This window comes from Variovorax sp. LjRoot290 (assembly GCF_964253985.1).
In the GTDB taxonomy this organism is placed as follows: Bacteria; Pseudomonadota; Gammaproteobacteria; order Burkholderiales; family Burkholderiaceae_C; genus Variovorax.
This window is the reverse complement of the sequence record NZ_CAXURW020000001.1, coordinates 1-18,024: the sequence shown is the minus strand read 5'-3', so window position 1 is coordinate 18,024 and position 18,024 is coordinate 1. Positions and strand designations below refer to the sequence as shown.

20 protein-coding genes are annotated in these 18,024 nt (G+C 66.7%); 12 read left to right on the top strand and 8 right to left on the bottom strand.

The features are described 5' to 3' along the window. Nucleotides 1–13 precede the first annotated feature (13 nt). The 5 genes from ACSQ9A_RS00100 to ACSQ9A_RS00080 all read left to right on the top strand — a co-directional run bounded on the left by ACSQ9A_RS00100 (nt 14) and on the right by ACSQ9A_RS00080 (nt 4,318). Entirely contained in the window at nt 14–916 is a 903-nt protein-coding gene (locus ACSQ9A_RS00100) for an ABC transporter permease (protein ID WP_436302239.1), read from the top strand. A gap of 1 nt (nt 917) precedes the next feature. Continuing rightward, entirely contained in the window at nt 918–1,808 is an 891-nt protein-coding gene (locus ACSQ9A_RS00095) for an ABC transporter permease (protein WP_436294819.1), read from the top strand. Beyond that, nucleotides 1,808–2,554, top strand: coding sequence for an aspartate/glutamate racemase family protein (locus ACSQ9A_RS00090; RefSeq protein WP_436302238.1), 747 nt, complete (start codon nt 1,808–1,810; stop codon nt 2,552–2,554). Before ACSQ9A_RS00095 ends, ACSQ9A_RS00090 begins: the two co-directional genes overlap by 1 nt. A gap of 32 nt (nt 2,555–2,586) precedes the next feature. Continuing rightward, nucleotides 2,587–3,486: a pirin family protein gene (locus ACSQ9A_RS00085; RefSeq protein ID WP_093107027.1), complete on the top strand. Its 900-nt coding sequence runs from the start codon at nt 2,587–2,589 to the stop codon at nt 3,484–3,486. 283 nt (nt 3,487–3,769) lie between these two features. Beyond that, the gene (locus ACSQ9A_RS00080) at nt 3,770–4,318 is read left to right on the top strand and encodes a Spy/CpxP family protein refolding chaperone (protein ID WP_436302237.1); all 549 of its coding nucleotides are present in this window, start codon (nt 3,770–3,772) and stop codon (nt 4,316–4,318) included. A 63-nt stretch (nt 4,319–4,381) separates the two neighbouring features. Here the strand turns inward: ACSQ9A_RS00080 and ACSQ9A_RS00075 are convergent, their stop codons facing one another. Next, the gene (locus ACSQ9A_RS00075; RefSeq protein WP_436294823.1) at nt 4,382–4,738 is read right to left on the bottom strand and encodes a serine/threonine protein kinase; all 357 of its coding nucleotides are present in this window, start codon (nt 4,736–4,738) and stop codon (nt 4,382–4,384) included. A gap of 251 nt (nt 4,739–4,989) precedes the next feature. Here ACSQ9A_RS00075 and ACSQ9A_RS00070 point away from each other — a divergent pair, with 251 nt between their 5' ends. The 7 genes from ACSQ9A_RS00070 to ACSQ9A_RS00040 all read left to right on the top strand — a co-directional run bounded on the left by ACSQ9A_RS00070 (nt 4,990) and on the right by ACSQ9A_RS00040 (nt 9,725). After that, entirely contained in the window at nt 4,990–5,718 is a 729-nt protein-coding gene (locus ACSQ9A_RS00070; protein WP_093107034.1) for an endonuclease/exonuclease/phosphatase family protein, read from the top strand. Between the two features lie 2 nt (nt 5,719–5,720). Beyond that, complete coding sequence (gene clsB / locus ACSQ9A_RS00065; protein ID WP_436302236.1) at nt 5,721–6,950, top strand: cardiolipin synthase ClsB; 1,230 nt, start codon at nt 5,721–5,723, stop codon at nt 6,948–6,950. Continuing rightward, nucleotides 6,947–7,909, top strand: coding sequence for a lysylphosphatidylglycerol synthase domain-containing protein (locus tag ACSQ9A_RS00060; RefSeq protein WP_436302235.1), 963 nt, complete (start codon nt 6,947–6,949; stop codon nt 7,907–7,909). Before clsB ends, ACSQ9A_RS00060 begins: the two co-directional genes overlap by 4 nt. Further along, nucleotides 7,906–8,064 carry a hypothetical protein gene (locus tag ACSQ9A_RS00055; RefSeq protein ID WP_244503866.1) on the top strand — a complete coding sequence of 53 codons (159 nt, stop codon included), beginning with the start codon at nt 7,906–7,908 and terminating at the stop codon, nt 8,062–8,064. The genes ACSQ9A_RS00060 and ACSQ9A_RS00055 overlap by 4 nt, the downstream gene beginning before the upstream one ends. Nucleotides 8,065–8,311: 247 nt before the next feature. Beyond that, the gene (locus ACSQ9A_RS00050; RefSeq protein ID WP_436302234.1) at nt 8,312–8,800 is read left to right on the top strand and encodes a polyhydroxyalkanoate granule-associated phasin; all 489 of its coding nucleotides are present in this window, start codon (nt 8,312–8,314) and stop codon (nt 8,798–8,800) included. 56 nt (nt 8,801–8,856) lie between these two features. Continuing rightward, a complete protein-coding gene (locus tag ACSQ9A_RS00045) occupies nt 8,857–9,282 on the top strand; it encodes a MerR family transcriptional regulator (RefSeq protein ID WP_436302233.1) in 426 nt (141 codons plus the stop codon). Continuing rightward, on the top strand, nt 9,279–9,725 hold the full coding sequence (locus ACSQ9A_RS00040) for a PaaI family thioesterase (RefSeq protein WP_436302232.1): 447 nt from the start codon (nt 9,279–9,281) through the stop codon (nt 9,723–9,725). Before ACSQ9A_RS00045 ends, ACSQ9A_RS00040 begins: the two co-directional genes overlap by 4 nt. On the opposite strand, the gene ACSQ9A_RS00035 is transcribed toward ACSQ9A_RS00040, so the two are convergent. The 7 genes from ACSQ9A_RS00035 to dnaA form a co-directional block, all read right to left on the bottom strand. Continuing rightward, complete coding sequence (locus tag ACSQ9A_RS00035; protein ID WP_436302231.1) at nt 9,694–10,878, bottom strand: metallophosphoesterase; 1,185 nt, start codon at nt 10,876–10,878, stop codon at nt 9,694–9,696. The two genes, ACSQ9A_RS00040 and ACSQ9A_RS00035, sit on opposite strands and share 32 nt — an antisense overlap. Nucleotides 10,879–10,970: 92 nt before the next feature. Beyond that, nucleotides 10,971–11,282, bottom strand: coding sequence for a hypothetical protein (locus ACSQ9A_RS00030; RefSeq protein WP_244503867.1), 312 nt, complete (start codon nt 11,280–11,282; stop codon nt 10,971–10,973). Next, nucleotides 11,279–11,743 carry a hypothetical protein gene (locus ACSQ9A_RS00025; protein ID WP_436302230.1) on the bottom strand — a complete coding sequence of 155 codons (465 nt, stop codon included), beginning with the start codon at nt 11,741–11,743 and terminating at the stop codon, nt 11,279–11,281. The genes ACSQ9A_RS00030 and ACSQ9A_RS00025 overlap by 4 nt, the downstream gene beginning before the upstream one ends. Nucleotides 11,744–11,851: 108 nt before the next feature. Further along, the gene (locus ACSQ9A_RS00020) at nt 11,852–12,349 is read right to left on the bottom strand and encodes a hypothetical protein (RefSeq protein WP_436302229.1); all 498 of its coding nucleotides are present in this window, start codon (nt 12,347–12,349) and stop codon (nt 11,852–11,854) included. 162 nt (nt 12,350–12,511) lie between these two features. Then, on the bottom strand, nt 12,512–15,136 hold the full coding sequence (gyrB, locus tag ACSQ9A_RS00015) for a DNA topoisomerase (ATP-hydrolyzing) subunit B (protein ID WP_436306226.1): 2,625 nt from the start codon (nt 15,134–15,136) through the stop codon (nt 12,512–12,514). A gap of 132 nt (nt 15,137–15,268) precedes the next feature. Next, nucleotides 15,269–16,375 (bottom strand): DNA polymerase III subunit beta, encoded by a 1,107-nt coding sequence (gene dnaN / locus ACSQ9A_RS00010; protein WP_436302228.1) that lies wholly within the window; start codon nt 16,373–16,375, stop codon nt 15,269–15,271. 269 nt (nt 16,376–16,644) lie between these two features. Continuing rightward, the coding region (gene dnaA / locus ACSQ9A_RS00005; protein WP_093107053.1) for a chromosomal replication initiator protein DnaA at nt 16,645–18,024 on the bottom strand (1,380 nt) is incomplete at its 5' end.

Below are 18,024 nucleotides of genomic sequence, written 5' to 3'. Positions count from 1 at the left end.
AGGGAACAAAACCATGAACCCATCGGCAACTGCAACGAGCATTCAGGCCATCAAGCCTTGGTGGCAGGCTGCGCCCTTCGCGCTGGTCTTCCTGCTCTTCTTCCTGATCCCGCTGGCGCTGATCGCGATGGTCAGCCTCTGGAACTTCAACGAGTACGAGCTGATTCCTGCAATCACGCTGCGCAACTACGCGAGCATCTTCGAAGGCTGCTCGCACCTCACGGACAACGGCGACTTCTGCGTCACGCTCTCCACCTACCTGAGCACGCTCAAGTTCTGTCTCCTGGTCTGGGGCATCACGCTTGTCATCGGCTTCGCGGTCGCCTACTTCCTGGCCTTCCACGTGCGCTCGCCGGGCATGCAGACCCTGCTCTTCGTGCTGTGCACCGTGCCCTTCTGGACCTCGAACGTGATCCGCATGATCTCGTGGGTGCCGCTGCTCGGGCGCAACGGGCTCGTCAACCAGGGCCTGGTGGGGCTGGGCCTGGTCGACGCGCCCGTCGAGTGGCTGCTGTTCTCGAACTTCTCGGTGGTGCTGGCCTTCGTGCATCTCTACACGATGTTCATGATCGTGCCGATCTTCAACTCGATGATGCGCATCGACCGCTCGCTGCTCGAGGCCGCGAGCGACGCCGGCGCCTCCGGCTGGCAGACGCTTTGGAACGTGATCGTGCCGCTCTCGCGAACCGGCATCCTGATCGGCTCGATCTTCGTCATCACCATCGTGATGGGCGACTTCGTGACCATCGGCGTGATGGGCGGCCAGCAGATCGCCTCGATCGGCAAGATCATCCAGGTGCAGACCTCCTACCTGCAGTTCCCGCTCGCGGCGGCCAACGCAATGATCCTGCTGGCGGTGGTGCTGATGATCATCTGGGGCCTGACGCGCCTGGTCGATATCCGCAAGGAGCTCTGACGTGAGCGCAAGGATCGGCGAGCAGCGCAGCGCAGGCTTCTGGCCGCTGGCGATCGTCTTCGCGCTCTTCGTGCTCTTTCTCTACGGCCCGATGATCACGATCTTCGTGCTGAGCTTCCAGGGCCCCGAAGGCGGCCTGACCTTTCCGCTGCGCGGCGTCTCGCTGCACTGGTTCTACAAGCTCGCCGAGGGCCTGGGCACGGTCGACATCGGCGCGGCTTTCCGGCGCTCGCTGATGCTGGGCGCGGTGGTGATGCTGTTCACCGTCGTGCTCTCGGTGCTCGCGGGCCTCGCCTTCCGCAAGAAGCTCGCGGGCGGCAACGCGCTGTTCTTCGTCACGGTCGCGAGCCTGATCATGCCCTCGATCATCGTGTCGCTGGGCATCGGGCTGCAGTTCCGGCTGCTCGACAGCGGCATCAAGGGTGCGCTCGCGGCCGCGGGGGCCGATGGCATGCTCGAGAACTACGGCACCGCACTGGGCCTGCTCAGCTCGGCGCTCGGCGCGCACCTGACGTGGACGCTGCCCTTCGGCCTGCTGATCATGTTCGCGGTCTTCAACCGCTTCAACCCGGCTTTCGAGGAAGCTGCGCGCGACCTCGGCGCCACCCCCTGGCAAAGCTTCTGCCATGTGGTGCTGCCATTGATCGGACCGTCCGTGGTCGGCATCGGCATGTTCGGCTTCACGCTTTCGTGGGACGAGATCGCGCGCACCTCGCAGGCCATCGGCGACGTCAACACGCTGCCGCTCGAACTCCAGGGCCTGACCTCGACCGTCACCACGCCATCGATCTACGCGCTCGGCACGGTCACCACCGTGGTCTCCTTCATGGTGATGGCGCTTGCGCTCGGTTCCGCCGCCTGGCTGCGCCGGCGCGCTACACGGCGGCGCTGATGCCCCGCCTCCTCGTCATCAATCCCAACACCTCGGCGACGGTGAGCGCGCTGCTGCAGCGCCACGTGCAGAACGAAGTGAGCCCGGCCTTGAAGGTGCACACCGTCACCGCCCGCTTCGGCGCGCCCTACATCGCCAGCGAGGCCAGCTACGCGGTGGCGCAGCACGCGGTGCTCGATGCCTGGGCCGCAGCGCTGGCGCGCGGCGAGCGGCCCGACGCGGTGCTGATCGGCTGCTTCGGCGATCCGGGCCTGTTCGCCCTGCGCGAGGCCTGCAGCGTCCCGGTTGGCAGCCTCGCGGAAGCGGCCTTCGCGGCCGCGGCCCGGCACGGGCGCTTCGCCGTCGTGACGGGCGGCGAACGCTGGCGGCCGATGCTCGAGCGCCTGGCCCTGGCGCTCGGTCACGCGCCCTCGCTCGCCGGCATCCACACGGTGGCTGCGAGCGGCGCCGAGCTCGCCGCCGACCCGGCAGGCGCCCACGCGCTGCTGGCCGAAGCCTGCCGCGACGCGGCAGCGCGTTTCGACGCGCAGGCCGTGATCCTGGGCGGTGCCGGGCTGGCCGGCATGGCCGCCGCCATCGCGCCCGAGCTTGCAGTGCCTTTGATCGACAGCGTGAGCGCAGGCGCGCGCTGGGCGATCGAGGCCGGGCGCGCAGCAGCCGGGCCGCGGGCGGCCGGCCCCGAGGTGGCTTGGCAGGGCGTGTCCTGGGAGCTCGAGGCGCTGAACGGGCGGCAGCCCCACCCCTGACGCGGTCTCCGCTCCGTGCCACCATGGGTTGCATGAGCACCTCCAAGACCACCACCCATGCCGTCGAACCTGCCGCGCTGGCCAGCCCGCGCGGCATCGACCAGATCGTCGCCGGCGTCTCCACCAGCGATGGCGACGGCGTCAAGCTCACGCGCGTGCTGAACCAGACGCTGCAGCAGCGGCTCGATCCCTACCTGATGCTCGACGCCTTCGGCAGCGACAACCCGGGCGACTACATCGGCGGCTTTCCGAGCCACCCGCACCGCGGCTTCGAAACAGTGACTTACATGATCGCGGGCCGCATGCGACACCGCGACAGCGAGGGCCATGAAGGCCTGCTGGAAAACGGCGGCGTGCAGTGGATGACGGCCGGCCGCGGCCTGGTGCACAGCGAGCTGCCCGAGCAGGAAGAAGGGCTGATGGAAGGCTTCCAGCTCTGGCTCAACTTGCCGTCCAAGGACAAGATGCGCAAGCCCTGGTACCGCGACATTCAGAGCGACGAGATTCCCGCGTTCACCACACCCGCGGGCGTGCACGTGCGCGTGATCGCGGGCGAAAGCCATGGCATCCAGGGCGCGGTGCAGCGCGAGCACACCGAGCCGCTCTACCTCGATCTCACGCTGCCGCCCGGCACCGAGTTCGCCCAGCCGCTGGCGCCTGACCGCAATGCGTTGCTCCACGTGTTTCGCGAATCGCTCTTTATTGGGAGCAGCGAGATCCCTACCAAGCGCATGGCGATCCTCGCCAACGACCCCGAAAGCGACGGCGTGCTGCTGCGTGCGCCCGCCTCCAACCACAGCCCGGCGCGCGCGCTGCTGATCGCGGGCAAGCCCTTGCACGAGCCGATCGCGCAGTACGGCCCCTTCGTCATGAACACGCGCGAACAGGTGATGCAGGCCGTGCACGATTTCCAAAACGGCAAGCTGAGCTGAACTGTAGTCGCGCGCCTACGGTATTTCGGCCGTGGCGGCGCGGGACCGATGCGGGGCGGCTGCCTACATCTGCCGCATGACCGAAGTCCGCAAGGGCCAGGCGAGGTGCCCGATGCCGGCCTGGCGCCTCCGCGGCCCAAATAGAGCCCCCGCCTCGGTACGCGCCGAAATTTTTCTTTACGCAGGCACAACGCTGAGCTCACGGCCGGGATACAGAGCGCGTCGACACTCCCTCTCACCTGCTGCCCATCGGCGGCGGGCTTCTTCGAAAGGAAGCACTCTCATGATTTCGTCTCGCCAAAGCCTTCTCCTGGCCGGCCTGCTTGCCTCGGCCACTTTCGCCTCCTCCGCCGCTTTCGCCCAGGCGCCCCTCGCGGCGCCGGCGCCGCCGGCTGCTGAGGCAAAGGTGGACGCCTCCAAGGCCCCGGCGCAAGCCAAGCGCATGGACCGGGCCCAGCGCTTCGAGCGCATGCAAGCCCATCGCGCCGAGCGCCTGGCCGCGCTGAAGCAGAAGCTCCAGCTCACCCCGGCGCAGGAAGGCGCCTGGAGCAGCTTCGCGACGGCGCAACAGCCGCCGGCCCGCAAGGCAGGACAAGCCCGTCCCGATCGCGCCGAGCTGGCCAAGATGACGACGCCGCAGCGCCTGGATCTGATGCAGACGCGCCACGCCGAACGCAGCGCGATGTTCGCCAAGCGCATCGATGCCACGCGCAGCTTCTATGCGGCGCTTACGCCCGAGCAGCAAAAGACCTTCGATGCGGAAGGCATGCGCTTCGGCCATCGCGGACACGGCCATCACCACCATGGCCATGGCGAAGCCGCCAAGAGCTGAGCCCGACACCGGCCCATAAAAAAGCCCGCAGCGATGCGGGCTTTTTCGTGGTCGACTCGCACCTTACTGCGGCGTGCCGGTCTTGTCGGTCGGGTTGGTCGGAACTTCAGGCCGCTCACCCCTCTCCCCAAAGCGCGGCTTGACCTTGCGCGCCTGTTGACTCACGTCCATGCGCGTTTGCTCGCCGGTCGGCTGCGGCATCGCATTGGGCTGGCTGTTCACGGTGGTGGTCGCCTCGCCCTTGGGCACCGGGTTGTTGGCGTTGTTGCGGTTGTGGGCGCGCGCCTCGGCCCTCACGGCGTCGCGCGAAGCCGGTTCGCTTCCGTCGGGCCGCTGGGTCGCGGTGCTCTGCGCGACGGCGACGCCGGCCAAGCCCATCAGGCCGGCGAGAAGCGTGGTGGCGATGAAACTTTGCTTCATGATGACTCCTTGTCTCTCGAGTTCAACGAATGTGAGCCCCTTCTTCATCAAGACTCCGGATCCAGCGTAGGAGCACCCAAGGCAGCCCCGTGTGGGGATGCGGCAGGCCTGCCTGTAGGAGTTGACCCGCGCCGGGCGCAGGCCGGCGCAAGTTCCTACAGCCGCCATGGGTACCTCGGCTTACAACTGCACATGTGAAGCCCTCTTCCCCTTCGGCCGGCGTGACGGCATCGCCCACCTCCCTCAAGGTCATGACCGTGAACACCCACAAAGGCTTCACGGCGCTCAACCGCAAGTTCATCCTGCCGGAGCTGCGCGAGGCGGTGCGCACGGTGGGTGCCGACGTGGTATTCCTGCAGGAGGTGCTGGGGACCCATTCGCGCCATTCCCGCAAGGTCGACAACTGGCCGGAGGCACCGCACTACGAATTCCTGGCCGACACCATGTGGCCGCAGTTCGCCTACGGCCGCAACGCGGTCTATCCCAAGGGGCATCACGGCAATGCCGTGCTGTCGAAGTTTCCGATCATCCATTTCAAGAACCACGATGTGTCGATCGTGGGCCCCGAGAAGCGCGGGCTCCTGCATTGCGTGCTGCGCCTGCCCGGCCGGCCGGTCGACGTGCACGTGATCTGCGCCCACCTGGGCCTGGCCGAAGGCCACCGACTGCAGCAACTGGAGCTGCTGTGCCATATGGTGCGCGACGAGGTGCCGGCCGATGCGCCGCTGATCGTGGCCGGCGACTTCAACGACTGGCGCGGCCGCGCGCACGAGATCCTCGAACAGGGCGCGTCGCTGCGGGAGGTGTTCGTGCAGGCCAACGGCAGCGCGGCGAAGACCTTCCCCGCGCGCTTTCCGCTGCTCCCGCTGGACCGCATCTACGTGCGCAACGCCGGCGTGCACGCACCGGTGGTGCTGCCGCGCAAGCCCTGGTCGCACCTGTCGGACCACGCGCCGCTGGTGGCAGAGATCGAGCTGTGACCATGGGCAATCGCTGGGTCGGGGGCAATCGCGTCGAGCTGCTCGAGAACGGCGAGCAGTTCTTCCCACGCGTGTTCGACGCCATCCGCGACGCGCAGCGCGAAGTGATCATCGAGACCTTCATCCTGTTCGAGGACAAGGTCGGCAAGGAGCTCCATGGCGCCTTGCGTGCGGCGGCGCAACGCGGCGTGAAGGTCGACCTGATGGTCGACGGTTTCGGCTCGCCCGATCTTTCCGACGAATTCATCGAGGGGCTGACCTCGGCGGGCGTCAAGGTGCGCGTCTTCGATCCGGGCCAGCGCTTCCTCGGCCAGCGGCTCAATGTCTTCCGGCGCATGCATCGCAAGATCATGGTGGTCGACGGCACGCGCGCCTTCGTCGGCGGCATCAACTTCTCCGCCGACCACGTGATGGACTTCGGCCCGAAGGCGAAGCAGGACTATGCGGTCGAACTCGCGGGCCCGATCGTCACCGAGATCCACCGCTTCGTGCTGCGCGCGATCGCGATCGGAGGCAAGGGGCGTGGCTGGTTCAGGCGCCGCCTGCGCGCCGCCGCGCCGCACGATAACGCGCCGGCCGGCGATGCCGAGGTGCAGTTCGTCACCCGCGACAACCGCCGCCACACCAACGACATCGAGCGCCACTACCGCGCCGCCATCCGCAGCGCCCGGCAGCGCATCGTGATCGCCAATGCCTATTTCTTCCCGGGCTACCGGCTGATCAAGGAGATGCGGCGCGCGGCGCGGCGCGGCGTCGACGTGCGGCTGATTCTTCAAGGCGAGCCCGACATGCCGATCGTCAAGACGGCAGCCAGCATGCTGTATCACCACCTGCTGCACGCCGGCGTGCGCATCTACGAATACTGCGAGCGCCCGCTGCACGGCAAGGTCGCGCTGGCGGACGAACAGTGGAGCACGGTCGGATCCAGCAATCTGGACCCGCTGAGCCTGTCGCTGAACCTGGAAGCGAACGTGGTCGTGCGCGACCGGGCTTTCAACCAGCTCATGTCGGAGCGGCTCGATCGCCTGATGCGCGACCACTGCCAGCAGATCCAGACCTCGGATCTCACCGAATGGAGCGGCTGGCGCCTGGTGCGCAGCTTCTTCCTCTTCCACCTGCTGCGCTGGTATCCATCCTGGGTCGGCTGGCTGCCGCGCCACGCGCCGCGACTCCATCCCCTCGAAGCGCCCGCGCCACGCGGCGGCGGCGCGACGCAGACGGACACGGCGTGAACCCCTCGCGACGCCATGCCTGGTGGGTCTGGGCGAAGCGGATCGGCAGCTGGGTCTTCCTCGGCCTGGTCGCCTGGCTGCTGCTGCGGCAGGCGCGCGCCATCGACTGGGACGAGGTCTTCGAATCGGTCGGCCAGATCCCGCTGCCGATGCTGCTCGCCGCGGCCGCCCTCGCCGCCTGCAGCTTCACGCTCTACAGCAGCTACGACCTGCTGGGGCGCCACATGACGGGCCACACGCTGGGCACCGCCTCGGTGATGGGCGTCACCTTCATCAGCTATGCCTTCAACCTCAACCTCGGCGCGCTGATCGGCGGCGTGGCCTTCCGCTACCGCCTCTATTCGCGCCTGGGCCTGGGCGGCATCACCATCACGCGGGTACTCGGCTTCAGCATGCTGACCAACTGGCTCGGCTACCTGGTGGTCGCGGGCGCTGCCTTCTGTTTCTGGCCGATGACGCTGCCGCCCGACTGGAAGATCGGAGAGGGCGGCCTGCGCATCCTCGGCGCCACCCTGCTGCTGCTGGCCGCGGCCTACCTGGCGCTGTGCGCGATCGCGCGCGAGCATGTCTGGAACATCCGCGGCCACGAGCTGGAGACGCCGGCGCTGGGCATGGCGCTGCTGCAGCTCGTGATGTCCTGCATCAACTGGTCGCTGATCGGCGGCGTGATCTGGTTCCTGCTGCAGCGGCAACTGCCCTACCCGCACGTGCTCGGCGTGCTGCTGGTCGGCGCCGTGGCGGGCGTCATCACCCACGTGCCGGCCGGCCTGGGCGTGCTCGAAGCCGTCTTCGTCGCGCTGCTCGCGCACCAGTTTCCGCAGAGCCGGCTGCTCGGCGCGCTGCTCGCCTATCGCGCCATCTACTATCTGCTGCCGCTCGCCATCGCCACCGTGGCCTATGCAGTCACCGAGCTGCACGCCAAGCGCCTGCGGGCGTCGCGCCCAAGAGGGCCTGCATGAGCGAACGCGGCCGCTGGCACACCGGCCTGCGCGAGCTTCCGGTGCTGGTCACGCTGCATCCGTCGGCACTGCTGCGCGGCGATCCAGCCGAACGCGAATCGGCCTACGCGCAATGGTTGGCCGATCTTGAGCGAGCCGGCGAATACCTCGCCTGAGACAGGGCTCAGAAACGGTACAGATAGCGCACCCGCACGAAGTTCTCGCCCGGGTTCGGCTTCCTGATGCCGGCATTGCGATCTTCGAAGGCGGAAGCGGCAAGGGAGAGCGACCTCCGCGCTCTGCAGCGGACAAGAGAAGCTCGCCGTGACAAAAGGTAGGAAATATTCGCTCAACGGTTGCTGCAGTGCAGCATGCAGCAGTCGATAGGCCTATAGTCGGTGGACCTTTCCACGCAGAACGTCCATGTCGCCCAGCTTCTCTTCTTCCCGCTTCTTCAATCCGCTCATGCTGTGGGTCGACGTCGCCTTCAAGACCCACGAGATGCTGCTGTCTTCCGGCTCGGTGATCCAGCTGCGCACCGAACGCATCGCCCGCGCCGGGCTCTCGCCCAGTGCCGAGGACCTGGCGGAAATGCAGCTCATGGGCCACGAGAAACTCGCGGCAGCGAGCGAATCGGGCGCGGCCATGGCGAACCAGCTGCACAGCACCCAGTTCGCGCTCGTCAACCGTGCCGTCAAGCACTGGCTGGGCGGCGCCGTTGCGCTTTTTTCGCTCAGCACCAGCACCACGCCGACGCAGATCGAGACGCACGGCCGGGCGCTCGCCGGCGCCGCTGCCCGCTCCGCCGCCACGCTGACCCAGCTGTCGAGCGCCGGCGCGCGCATCGCGCAACGCGGGCTCAAGCCCATCCACGCCAAGGCCACCTCGAACGCGCGACGGCTCGCCGGCTGAAAAAAATCGGCCCGCTCCAAGCTTCGTGCAACGCGAGGCTTGCTAGCCTTGGGCCGATGCGGATCTCCGAACTCGCCCAACGCGCCGGCGTCACGGTGCACGCGCTGCGCCACTACGAGCGGCTCGGCCTGCTGCTGCCGGCACGCACCGATTCGGACTACCGCGATTACCCTGAATCGATGCGACGCGAAGTGGTGTTCATCGCGATGGCGCGCCGCATCGGCTTCTCGCTTCCGGCGATCGCCGAGCTGCTGCCGGCCTATCGTGCGGGCCGCCTCAGCATCACGCGGATGACCGATGCGCTGGAGGAACGCGTGGCCGCGCTGGACGCGCAGATCGCCGAGCTGCAGGCCCTGCGCGCGCAGGTGATCGAACACGCCGCCTGGCTGCGCGCGCAACGGCGCAAGCCGCCGGCAGCGGCGAAGAAGAAAGCACCCTGGCCCAGGACCTCCACCACATCCTCCTCGAAGGACAAGAGATGACCCGCACACCTCAGCTTCAACGGATCGAACGGGCCGTGCTCGCGATGCCGATGGCGCGCACACTGGGCCTGCGCTTCACGCAACTCGCACCGGGACAGGTCGAAGTCGAACTGCCCATCACCGAGCCGCTCACCTTCAGGCCGGGCCAGCTTCAGGCGACGCCGGTCTTCGCGGTCGCCGATTTCGCCGCGGTGTCCGCCGCCGCCTCCGTGCTGCCTGACGGCTGGAGCAACGCGACCGTCGACGCCACGCTGAAGCTCGTCGCACCCGCTGTGGGCCGCGCGGTGCGCGCACGCGGCCGCGTGGTGAGCGCTGGCCAGCTGCTCACCGTGTGCGCGGCCGAGGTCTACGCCATTGGCGAGAACGGGGAGGAACGCCTCTGTGCCACGCTCCTGGGCACGGCGCGCAACATCAAGCCGCCGGTACCAGCCGCAGCAGGGTGATTTCGGAAGGCGCGCCGAAGCGCTTGGGCGGTCCCCAGTAGCCGGTGCCGCGGCTGGTGTAGACCCACATCTCGCGCAGCCGGTGCAGCCCGGCCGTGAAAGGCTGCTGCAGCGGCACGAACAGGTTCCACGGAAAGAACTGGCCGCCGTGCGTGTGGCCCGAAAGCTGCAGCTGGTAGCCGGCTTCGGCCGCGGCCGGCGCGCTGCGCGGCTGGTGCGCGAGCAGCAGGCGCGTGCGCACCAGCGGCGGCGCATCGTGCAGCGCGCGCTGCGGATCGCTCGCATGCGCAGCATCGAAATGCGCGGCGGTGTAGTCGGTCACGCCGGCCACCACCAGCGCGCTGTCGAGCACCTCCTCGTCGGTCTGCGCGCCCCGCACATTGCGCGTCTGCAGCACCACGTGCTCGTTGAGCAGCACGCGCAGGCCCAGGCGGCGCAGTTCGTCGATCCATGCCTGTGCGCCCGCGTAGTACTCGTGGTTGCCGGTCACCACGAAGGTGCCGTGCCGCGCGCGCAGGCCGGCGAGCGGCGCGACATGCTCGCGCAGCTCGGCCACCGTGCCGTCGACCAGGTCGCCCGTGATCGCGATCATGTCCGCGCCCAGCGCATTGACCGCATCGACGATGCGCTGGATGTAGCCGCGCCGGATGGTCGGCCCGACGTGGATGTCGCTGAGCTGGGCGATCGTGAAGCCGTTCAGCCCCGAGGGCAGGTCGCGGATCGGCACATCGACCCGCACCACGCCGGCGGTGCGCCGCGCGTTGAAGAAGCCGATCAGCGAGATCAGCGTCGCCAGCAGCGGCACCGCCGCCGCGCTCCAGGCCTGCCCGCGCGGCCAATCGATGGCCCAGCCGCCGAGGGCGGTGGCGAGCCAGGTCAGCAGCAGGCCGGCGTCACGCGCCATCGTGAGCACGAACATCGACGAAAACCATCCCATGCAGAGGAGGCCCAGCCATTTCCACCCATCGGCCAGCGGCGCCCGGCCTGCGGAGCGTGCACCGACAAAGGGCAGTGGCATGGTCGCGGCCGAGAGCACCAGCGCCGCCAGCAGCACCGGCCAGGCGCCGGTGAGCAAGGCGAGCGCCGGCAGCAGCCGCAGGCCGATATAGGCGTGCAGCAGCGTGGTGAGAAGAATCAGGGGCGGGAGCGGCATCGAGGCCTTGAACAGTGCGCACAGTGCGGACACCGCATGTGGGCGCCGCCGCCTTCACATTCAAGGCGCGTGCCAGCAAAGAAAATGGCGCCTCAGTCGATGGCAAAGGCGATCGCGACCGCGCCCAATGCCAGGATCGCGAGGCCGGCCAGAAACAGCAGTTCCGCACGGCGCTCATGGCGCGGTCCTTCGCGCCGGGAACGCATCGACACGAAGGACAGCACCGCGCTCGCCAGGAAGATCAGCGCGTCGAAGGCCAGCAACTTGTCGATCAGCACGCGCGAGTGGCCGTCGGGACGCAGGTGGCCGATCGACAGCACCGTCATGCACACGCCAATCATCGTGGCCGAGGTCGGCAGGATGTGCGCCGAAAGGCCCCGGCTCTCGAGGATCCGCGGAATCACGAATGCGCGCTCACGTCCGTGCCTGCGGGCCACAGGAAGAGGGTGCGGGTCGGGCTGCCGGCGCGGATCTCGACCGCCTGCTTCAGCGTCCGGCCGGCCAGCGTGGCTTCCACCTCATAGCGCCCGGGCTCGAGGCGCGCCACCATGAACGGGCCTTCGGCCGTCACATGCGCCAGCACGTCGCGGCCGGCGGCATCGCGCACCGACACGGAGACGTCGGCCGCGAAATCCGCGCGCGTGCCGTCCTTGATTGCGAATTCGAAGGTCGCCGGCCATCGCGGCGCGACGCTTTGCATCAGCGCCGCCTCGTCGCTGCTGATGCCGCCGCTCATGTACTCGATGCCGTTCGTCATGCGGATCGGCGGGTTGTAGGCCGCCTGCGCCGCCAGTGCACCGAAAAGCGACGCGCCACCGATTGCCAGGGCGGCCACGGGCCGCCAGATCCGGGTTGTGTTCTTCATTGCCGTGTCCTTGCTCGGGTTGATGAGATCGGTGGAGGCCAGGCATCTGCACTCCACGCCCGGACTATGGGCGGCAAGACTTAGGCGAAGCTGAATCTGCGAGGACTCTCAGTCGCTGGTGCGGGCTGCGGCTTGTTGTTCCGGCATGAGCTGCCCGGTCGCCGCGGCGAAATCGACGTTGGATGGCCAGACGAAGGCAGCGCGGGACGCCATTCCGCTGAACACGATCAGCGGCTGCTGCAGCGTGATCCCGGCCAGCGTGGCCTCGACCTCGTAGGCGCCGGGGTCGAGTCGCGCCAGCATGAAGGGAGCGCTCGAAACGGCCTCCATCACCGGCCGGCCCGAATAGCGTTCGCGCACCACCACCTTCACGTCGGCCGGTACTTCGCCCGTTTTGGCACGGTTGACCGAGAACTCCAGCGTCGCCGCCCAGCGCGGCGAGACCATGCGCATGAACGCCGCCTCCGCGCTGCTTTTTCCGCCGCACATGTATTCGATGCCCTGCGCCATGCGGATGGGCGGGTTCGTCGTCAGTGCGTGCGCCGAAGTCCATGCACCAAAGAAAGCCAGAGCCACCGTGGGCCACCAAAACCGGGTTGCTTTCATCGCTTGCTGTCCTCGCTCCAAAAAACGGCGTCAATCCGCCGGAATTTTGCTTAGCAAGAGTCGGGCTAGGTATAGCGTTTACGAGGATTGGCGCGGCGCAGCGGCCTCGGCGGGCGGCTCGGCATGCGGTATTTCACGAACCGGCTTGAGCCGGGTTCGCAATTACACGTCGATGTTCGACGCCCGCAGCGCGTTCTGCTCGATGAACTCGCGGCGCGGCTCGACCTCGTCGCCCATCAGCATCGTGAACACGCGGTCGGCTTCGATCGCGTCGTCGATCTGCACGCGCAGCAGCCGGCGCACGGCCGGGTCCATGGTGGTTTCCCACAGCTGCTGGGGATTCATCTCGCCCAGGCCCTTGTAGCGCTGGCGCGCGGTGGCGTTTTCGGCCTGGCCGATCAGCCAGCGCACGGCCTCGCGGAAGTCGTTGACCTTTTCTTCCTTGGCCCGGTCGCCCTCGCCGCGCTTGACCACGGCCCCTTCGCCCAGCAGGCCCCGGAATGTCTGGGCGGCAGCGGCCAGCGCCGCGTAATCGGCGCCGTGCACGAAATCCTGCGTGATCACGCTGCTCTTGATGTTGCCGTGATGGCGGCGGCTGATGCGCAGGAGCGGCTTGTCGGTGCGCACGTCGAACTCGCTGGCCACCTCGGCGGGGACGCCCGTGGCGTCGAGTTCGCGCAGCTTGTTCTGCAGCGCCACGGCTGAAGCCTCGGCGCTGGCCGTGGTATCGAGATCCAGCGACACGCCATCGGCGATGGCACGCAGGGCCGCCGCATCGAGGAACACGCCCAGGCGTGCAATGACCGCTTCGGCCAACTGGTGCTTGCGTGCCAGCTCGGCCAGCGTGTCGCCGCTCAGAGTGGTCGGCTTCTCGCCACCGGTTTCGACGCTGGCATCCTTGAGCGCGACCTTGAGCAGGAAGGCATCGAGCGCCGGCCCGTCCTTCAGGTACTGCTCTTCCTTGCCGACCTTCACTTTGTAGAGCGGCGGCTGCGCGATGTAGATGTGGCCGCGCTCGACCAGCTCGGGCATCTGCCGGTAGAAGAAGGTCAACAGCAGCGTGCGGATGTGGGCGCCATCGACGTCGGCGTCGGTCATGATGATGATGCGGTGGTAGCGCAGCTTCGCGACGTTGAAGTCGTCGGCGCCGCCGCCCGCACTCGTCGCGCCGGCCCGGCCGATGCCGGTGCCGAGCGCGGTGATCATGGTGAGGATTTCGTTGCTGGTCAGCAGCTTCTCGTAGCGCGCCTTCTCGACGTTCAGGATCTTGCCGCGCAAGGGCAGGATGGCCTGGAACTTCCGGTCGCGGCCCTGCTTGGCGGAGCCGCCGGCGGAGTCGCCCTCCACCAGGTACACCTCGCACAGCGCCGGGTCCTTTTCCTGGCAGTCGGCCAGCTTGCCGGGCAGGCCCATGCCGTCAAGCACGCCCTTGCGCCGCGTCATCTCGCGCGCCTTGCGGGCCGCTTCGCGCGCCCGCGCGGCGTCGACGATCTTGCCGCAGATGATCTTGGCGTCGTTCGGGCGCTCCTGCAGGTAGTCGGTGAGGAGCCGCCCGACGATGTCTTCCACCGGCGCGCGCACCTCGCTCGACACCAGCTTGTCCTTCGTCTGGCTCGAGAACTTGGGTTCGGGCACCTTCACGCTGAGCACGCAGCACAGGCCTTCGCGCATGTCGTCGCCGGTGACTTCGACCTTGGCCTTCTTGGCGAACTCGTTCTCTTCGATGTACTTGTTGATGACGCGCGTCATCGCGGCGCGCAGGCCGGTCAGGTGGGTGCCGCCGTCACGCTGCGGAATGTTGTTGGTGAAGCACAGCACCTGCTCGTTGTAGCCGCTGTTCCACTGCATCGCGACCTCGACGCCGATGTGCGTGCCCGGAATGCCGCCATAGGTGTCGGCCGGCTTCTCGCCCATCGCGTAGAACACGTTGGGATGCAGGACCGTCTTGCCCTTGTTGATGAATTCGACGAAGCCCTTGACGCCACCGGCACCGGAGAAATCGTCTTCCTTGCCGGTGCGCTCGTCGAGCAGGCGGATGCGCACGCCGTTGTTCAGGAAGCTCAGTTCGCGCAGGCGCTTGCTGAGGATCTCGTAGTGGAAGTCGGCGTTTTCCTTGAAGATTTCGTCGTCGGGCAGGAAGTGCACCTCGGTGCCGCGCTTCTCGGTATCGCCCGTGATCTTCATCGGTGACACCTCGACGCCGTTCACCGTCTCGACGATGCGGTTTTGCACGAAGCCTTTGCTGAACTCCAGCGTGTGCACCTTGCCCTCGCGCCGCACCGTGAGGCGCAGCATCTTGCTGAGCGCGTTCACGCAGCTCACGCCGACGCCGTGCAGGCCGCCCGAGACCTTGTAGCTGTTCTGGTTGAACTTGCCGCCGGCGTGCAGCTCGGTGAGCGCGATCTCCGCCGCCGAGCGCTTGGGCTCGTGCTTGTCGTCCATCTTCACGCCGGTCGGGATGCCGCGGCCGTTGTCGACCACCGAGATCGAGTTGTCGGTATGGATGGTCACGACGATGTCGTCGCAGTACCCCGCCAGCGCTTCGTCGATCGAGTTGTCGACCACTTCGAACACGAGGTGGTGCAGGCCGGTGCCGTCGGAGGTATCGCCGATGTACATGCCGGGGCGCTTGCGCACGGCTTCCAGGCCTTCGAGGATCGTGATGGAGCCTTCGCCGTAGGAGTTGTCCGCGATCGGTGTCACTTCGATCGGGATCGCGCTGTCGATCTCGGGGGTGTAAACCGGCTCGGTGTGCGGCACTTCCGGCTTGTTTTCTTCGCTCATCAGGATCCTTCTCTCTATCTCTCGGCGCTTGTTGCGCCATTCCAGGAATACCGCGGAACCGGCTTTGCCGGCCCGCTGGTATTGCCCCCTGCAAGGGGGTTGGAGGCCACACGAAGTGGGCAAGCCTGGGGTGTGCTAAATCCTCATCGGCATCACGACGTACTTGAACGACGCGTTGTCGGGAATCGTCATCAGCACCGAGCTGTTGGAATCGGCGAGGTCCAGCTTCACCATGTCCTGGCCCATGTTGGCCAGCGCATCGATCAGGTAGGTCACGTTGAAGCCGATTTCGATGGCGTCGCCGCCGTAGTCGATGTCGAGCTCGTCCTGCGCTTCTTCCTGCTCGGCGTTGTTCGACGCGATGCGCAGGGTGCCGGGCTCGATGTTGAGCCGCACGCCCTTGAACTTCTCGCTGGTCAGGATCGCAGTGCGCTGCAGGCTGGCCAGGAGCGGCGCGCGGCCCAGAGTCACGCTGTTCTTGTGGGTCTTGGGGATCACGCGGTTGTAGTCGGGGAACTTGCCTTCGACCAGCTTGGTGACGAACTCCATGCCGCCGAAGCTGAACTTGGCCTGGTTGTTCGCGAACTGCATCTCGATCGCGCCTTCGGCGTCCGACAGCAGGCGCTGCATCTCGAGCACGGTCTTGCGCGGCAGGATGACTTCCTGGCGCGGCACCTCGACGTCGAGCATGGCCGATGCGAAGGCCAGGCGGTGGCCGTCGGTGGCCACCAGGCTCAGCTGCTTGCCCTCGGCCACGAAAAGGATGCCGTTGAGGTAGTAGCGGATGTCATGCACCGCCATCGCAAACGAGACCTGGCTCAGCAGGTCTTTCAGCGTCTTCTGCGGCACGCTGAACACCGGGCCGAAGTTGGCCGATTCCTGCACCAGCGGGAAGTCTTCGGCCGGCAACGATTGCAGCGTGAAGCGGCTCTTGCCGCCCTTGAGCACCAGCTTGCTCGCGCTCGACTCGAGACTCACTGTCTGGTCGGCCGGCATGCTGCGCAGGATGTCGATCAGCTTGCGTGCGCCGATGGTGGTGGTGAAGTTGCCTTCGTCCCCGCCGAGTTCGGCATGGGTGCGGATCTGGATCTCGAGGTCGCTGGTGGTCAGCTGCAGGTTGCCGCCGGTCTTGCGGATCAGCACATTGGCCAGGATCGGCAGCGTGTGGCGCCGCTCCACGATGCCCGCCACCGATTGCAGCGCGGCGAGGACTTTGTCTTGTGTTGCCTTCAATACGATCATGTGTCTTACCTCTTCCTTATTTCTTTAATTCAACTTAGTAGTAGTAGATAAGGGATGCCCTCAGCTGTGGACAGGGCGATTTTCCGCTTTTGCGACAGGCACTTGCGTGAGCCGGCTGGCTGTGTGCAGCCGCGCTTCGCTGCTGTCGCGCAAAGGCGGACAACTTCGCGGTGCGCACCGCGGCTGTGGACAAGCACCCGCTTGTGCCGAAACTGTCCCCAGAGTTGTCCTTTGACAGGCTTTCGTGAATCTGCGATGACGCTCATTCCTCAGCCCTTGAGGGTTTGCTCCAGCACGTGCAGCTGCTGATTGAGCTCGGTGAGCTGCTGGCGCTCGCCCGAGATCTTCCGCACCGCGTGCAGCACCGTCGTGTGATCGCGGCCGCCGAACAGTTCGCCGATCTCCGGCAGGCTCTTCTGGGTCAGTTCCTTGGCCAGGTACATGGCGATCTGGCGCGGCCGGGCGATCGATGCCGGGCGCTTCTTCGAATACATGTCGGCGACCTTGATCTTGTAGTAGTCGGCCACCGTCTTCTGGATGTTCTCGACCGAGATCTGCCGATTCTGGATCGAGAGCAAGTCACGCAATGCTTCGCGCGCGAGCGCGATCGAAATTTCTTTCTGGTTGAAGCGCGAGTAGGCGAGGATCTTGCGCAGCGCGCCTTCAAGCTCGCGCACGTTGGAGCGGACGTTCTTGGCGACGAAGAAGGCCACTTCCTCGGGCATCTCGGCGCTTTCGGCGCGCGCCTTGTTGATCAGGATCGCCACGCGCATCTCGAGCTCGGGCGGCTCGATCGCGACCGTGAGGCCGGAATCGAAACGCGAGACCAGCCGCTCATGGATGTCCGCCAGGCCCTTGGGATAGGTGTCGCTCGTCATGACGATGTGCGACTTCTTGGCGAGCAGGGCTTCGAAGGCGTTGAAGAATTCCTCCTGCGTCCGGTCCTTGTTGGCGAAGAACTGGACGTCGTCGATCAAGAGCAGGTCGAGCGAGTGATAGCGCTCCTTGAACTCGTCGAAAGTCTTGCGCTGATAGGCTTTGACCACATCCGAAACGAATTGCTCCGCATGGATGTAGAGAACTTTGGCGTCCGGCCGGTCGGACAGGAGCCGGTTGCCCACCGCATGCATCAGGTGGGTCTTGCCCAGGCCGACCCCGCCGTAGATGAAAAGCGGGTTGTAAAGATGGCCGGGCATGCCGGCCACGTGCATCGCCGCTGCGCGCGCCATCCGGTTGGCTGTGCCTTCGACCAGCGTGTCGAAGGTGAGGCCGGAGTTCAGCCTGTTCTTGAATGCGGTGCCGCTCAGGTCCTCACCCGGGCCGGCCACGTCGCGCGGCACATCCGTTTCGGAGACGATGGCCATCGATACAGGCCTGGCAACGATTTCTCGAGGAGCGAGCGCTAACTCGATGATCACCGGCTGGCCATAGAGCTTCTCGGCCATGGAGGCGATCTTGCCGGCGTACTGGGCCCGGATCCAGTCGAGCTTGAAGCGGTTGGCGACGAAGACCGTGACCCGTGAAAGATCGTCCGCGACCCTCGCGGTCAGCGGCTTGATCCAGGTGTTGAACTGCTGTTCGGACAGCTCCTGCGCGAGCTGGTCGACGCAGGCCTGCCAGAGGCTGTCACCGACGCCGTCACTCGGCAT

What these genes read in the sequence shown, in the direction of transcription:
- ACSQ9A_RS00100 (WP_436302239.1), top strand. Translation starts at nt 14, where the DNA reads ATGAACCCATCGGCAACTGCAACGAGCATTCAGGCCATCAAGCCTTGG.
- ACSQ9A_RS00090 (WP_436302238.1), top strand. Translation starts at nt 1,808, where the DNA reads ATGCCCCGCCTCCTCGTCATCAATCCCAACACCTCGGCGACGGTGAGC.
- ACSQ9A_RS00085 (WP_093107027.1), top strand. Translation starts at nt 2,587, where the DNA reads ATGAGCACCTCCAAGACCACCACCCATGCCGTCGAACCTGCCGCGCTG.
- ACSQ9A_RS00080 (WP_436302237.1), top strand. Translation starts at nt 3,770, where the DNA reads ATGATTTCGTCTCGCCAAAGCCTTCTCCTGGCCGGCCTGCTTGCCTCG.
- ACSQ9A_RS00075 (WP_436294823.1), bottom strand. Translation starts at nt 4,738, where the DNA reads ATGAAGCAAAGTTTCATCGCCACCACGCTTCTCGCCGGCCTGATGGGC.
- ACSQ9A_RS00070 (WP_093107034.1), top strand. Translation starts at nt 4,990, where the DNA reads ATGACCGTGAACACCCACAAAGGCTTCACGGCGCTCAACCGCAAGTTC.
- clsB (WP_436302236.1), top strand. Translation starts at nt 5,721, where the DNA reads ATGGGCAATCGCTGGGTCGGGGGCAATCGCGTCGAGCTGCTCGAGAAC.
- ACSQ9A_RS00055 (WP_244503866.1), top strand. Translation starts at nt 7,906, where the DNA reads ATGAGCGAACGCGGCCGCTGGCACACCGGCCTGCGCGAGCTTCCGGTG.
- ACSQ9A_RS00050 (WP_436302234.1), top strand. Translation starts at nt 8,312, where the DNA reads ATGTCGCCCAGCTTCTCTTCTTCCCGCTTCTTCAATCCGCTCATGCTG.
- ACSQ9A_RS00045 (WP_436302233.1), top strand. Translation starts at nt 8,857, where the DNA reads ATGCGGATCTCCGAACTCGCCCAACGCGCCGGCGTCACGGTGCACGCG.
- ACSQ9A_RS00040 (WP_436302232.1), top strand. Translation starts at nt 9,279, where the DNA reads ATGACCCGCACACCTCAGCTTCAACGGATCGAACGGGCCGTGCTCGCG.
- ACSQ9A_RS00035 (WP_436302231.1), bottom strand. Translation starts at nt 10,878, where the DNA reads ATGCCGCTCCCGCCCCTGATTCTTCTCACCACGCTGCTGCACGCCTAT.
- ACSQ9A_RS00025 (WP_436302230.1), bottom strand. Translation starts at nt 11,743, where the DNA reads ATGAAGAACACAACCCGGATCTGGCGGCCCGTGGCCGCCCTGGCAATC.
- ACSQ9A_RS00020 (WP_436302229.1), bottom strand. Translation starts at nt 12,349, where the DNA reads ATGAAAGCAACCCGGTTTTGGTGGCCCACGGTGGCTCTGGCTTTCTTT.
- dnaN (WP_436302228.1), bottom strand. Translation starts at nt 16,375, where the DNA reads ATGATCGTATTGAAGGCAACACAAGACAAAGTCCTCGCCGCGCTGCAA.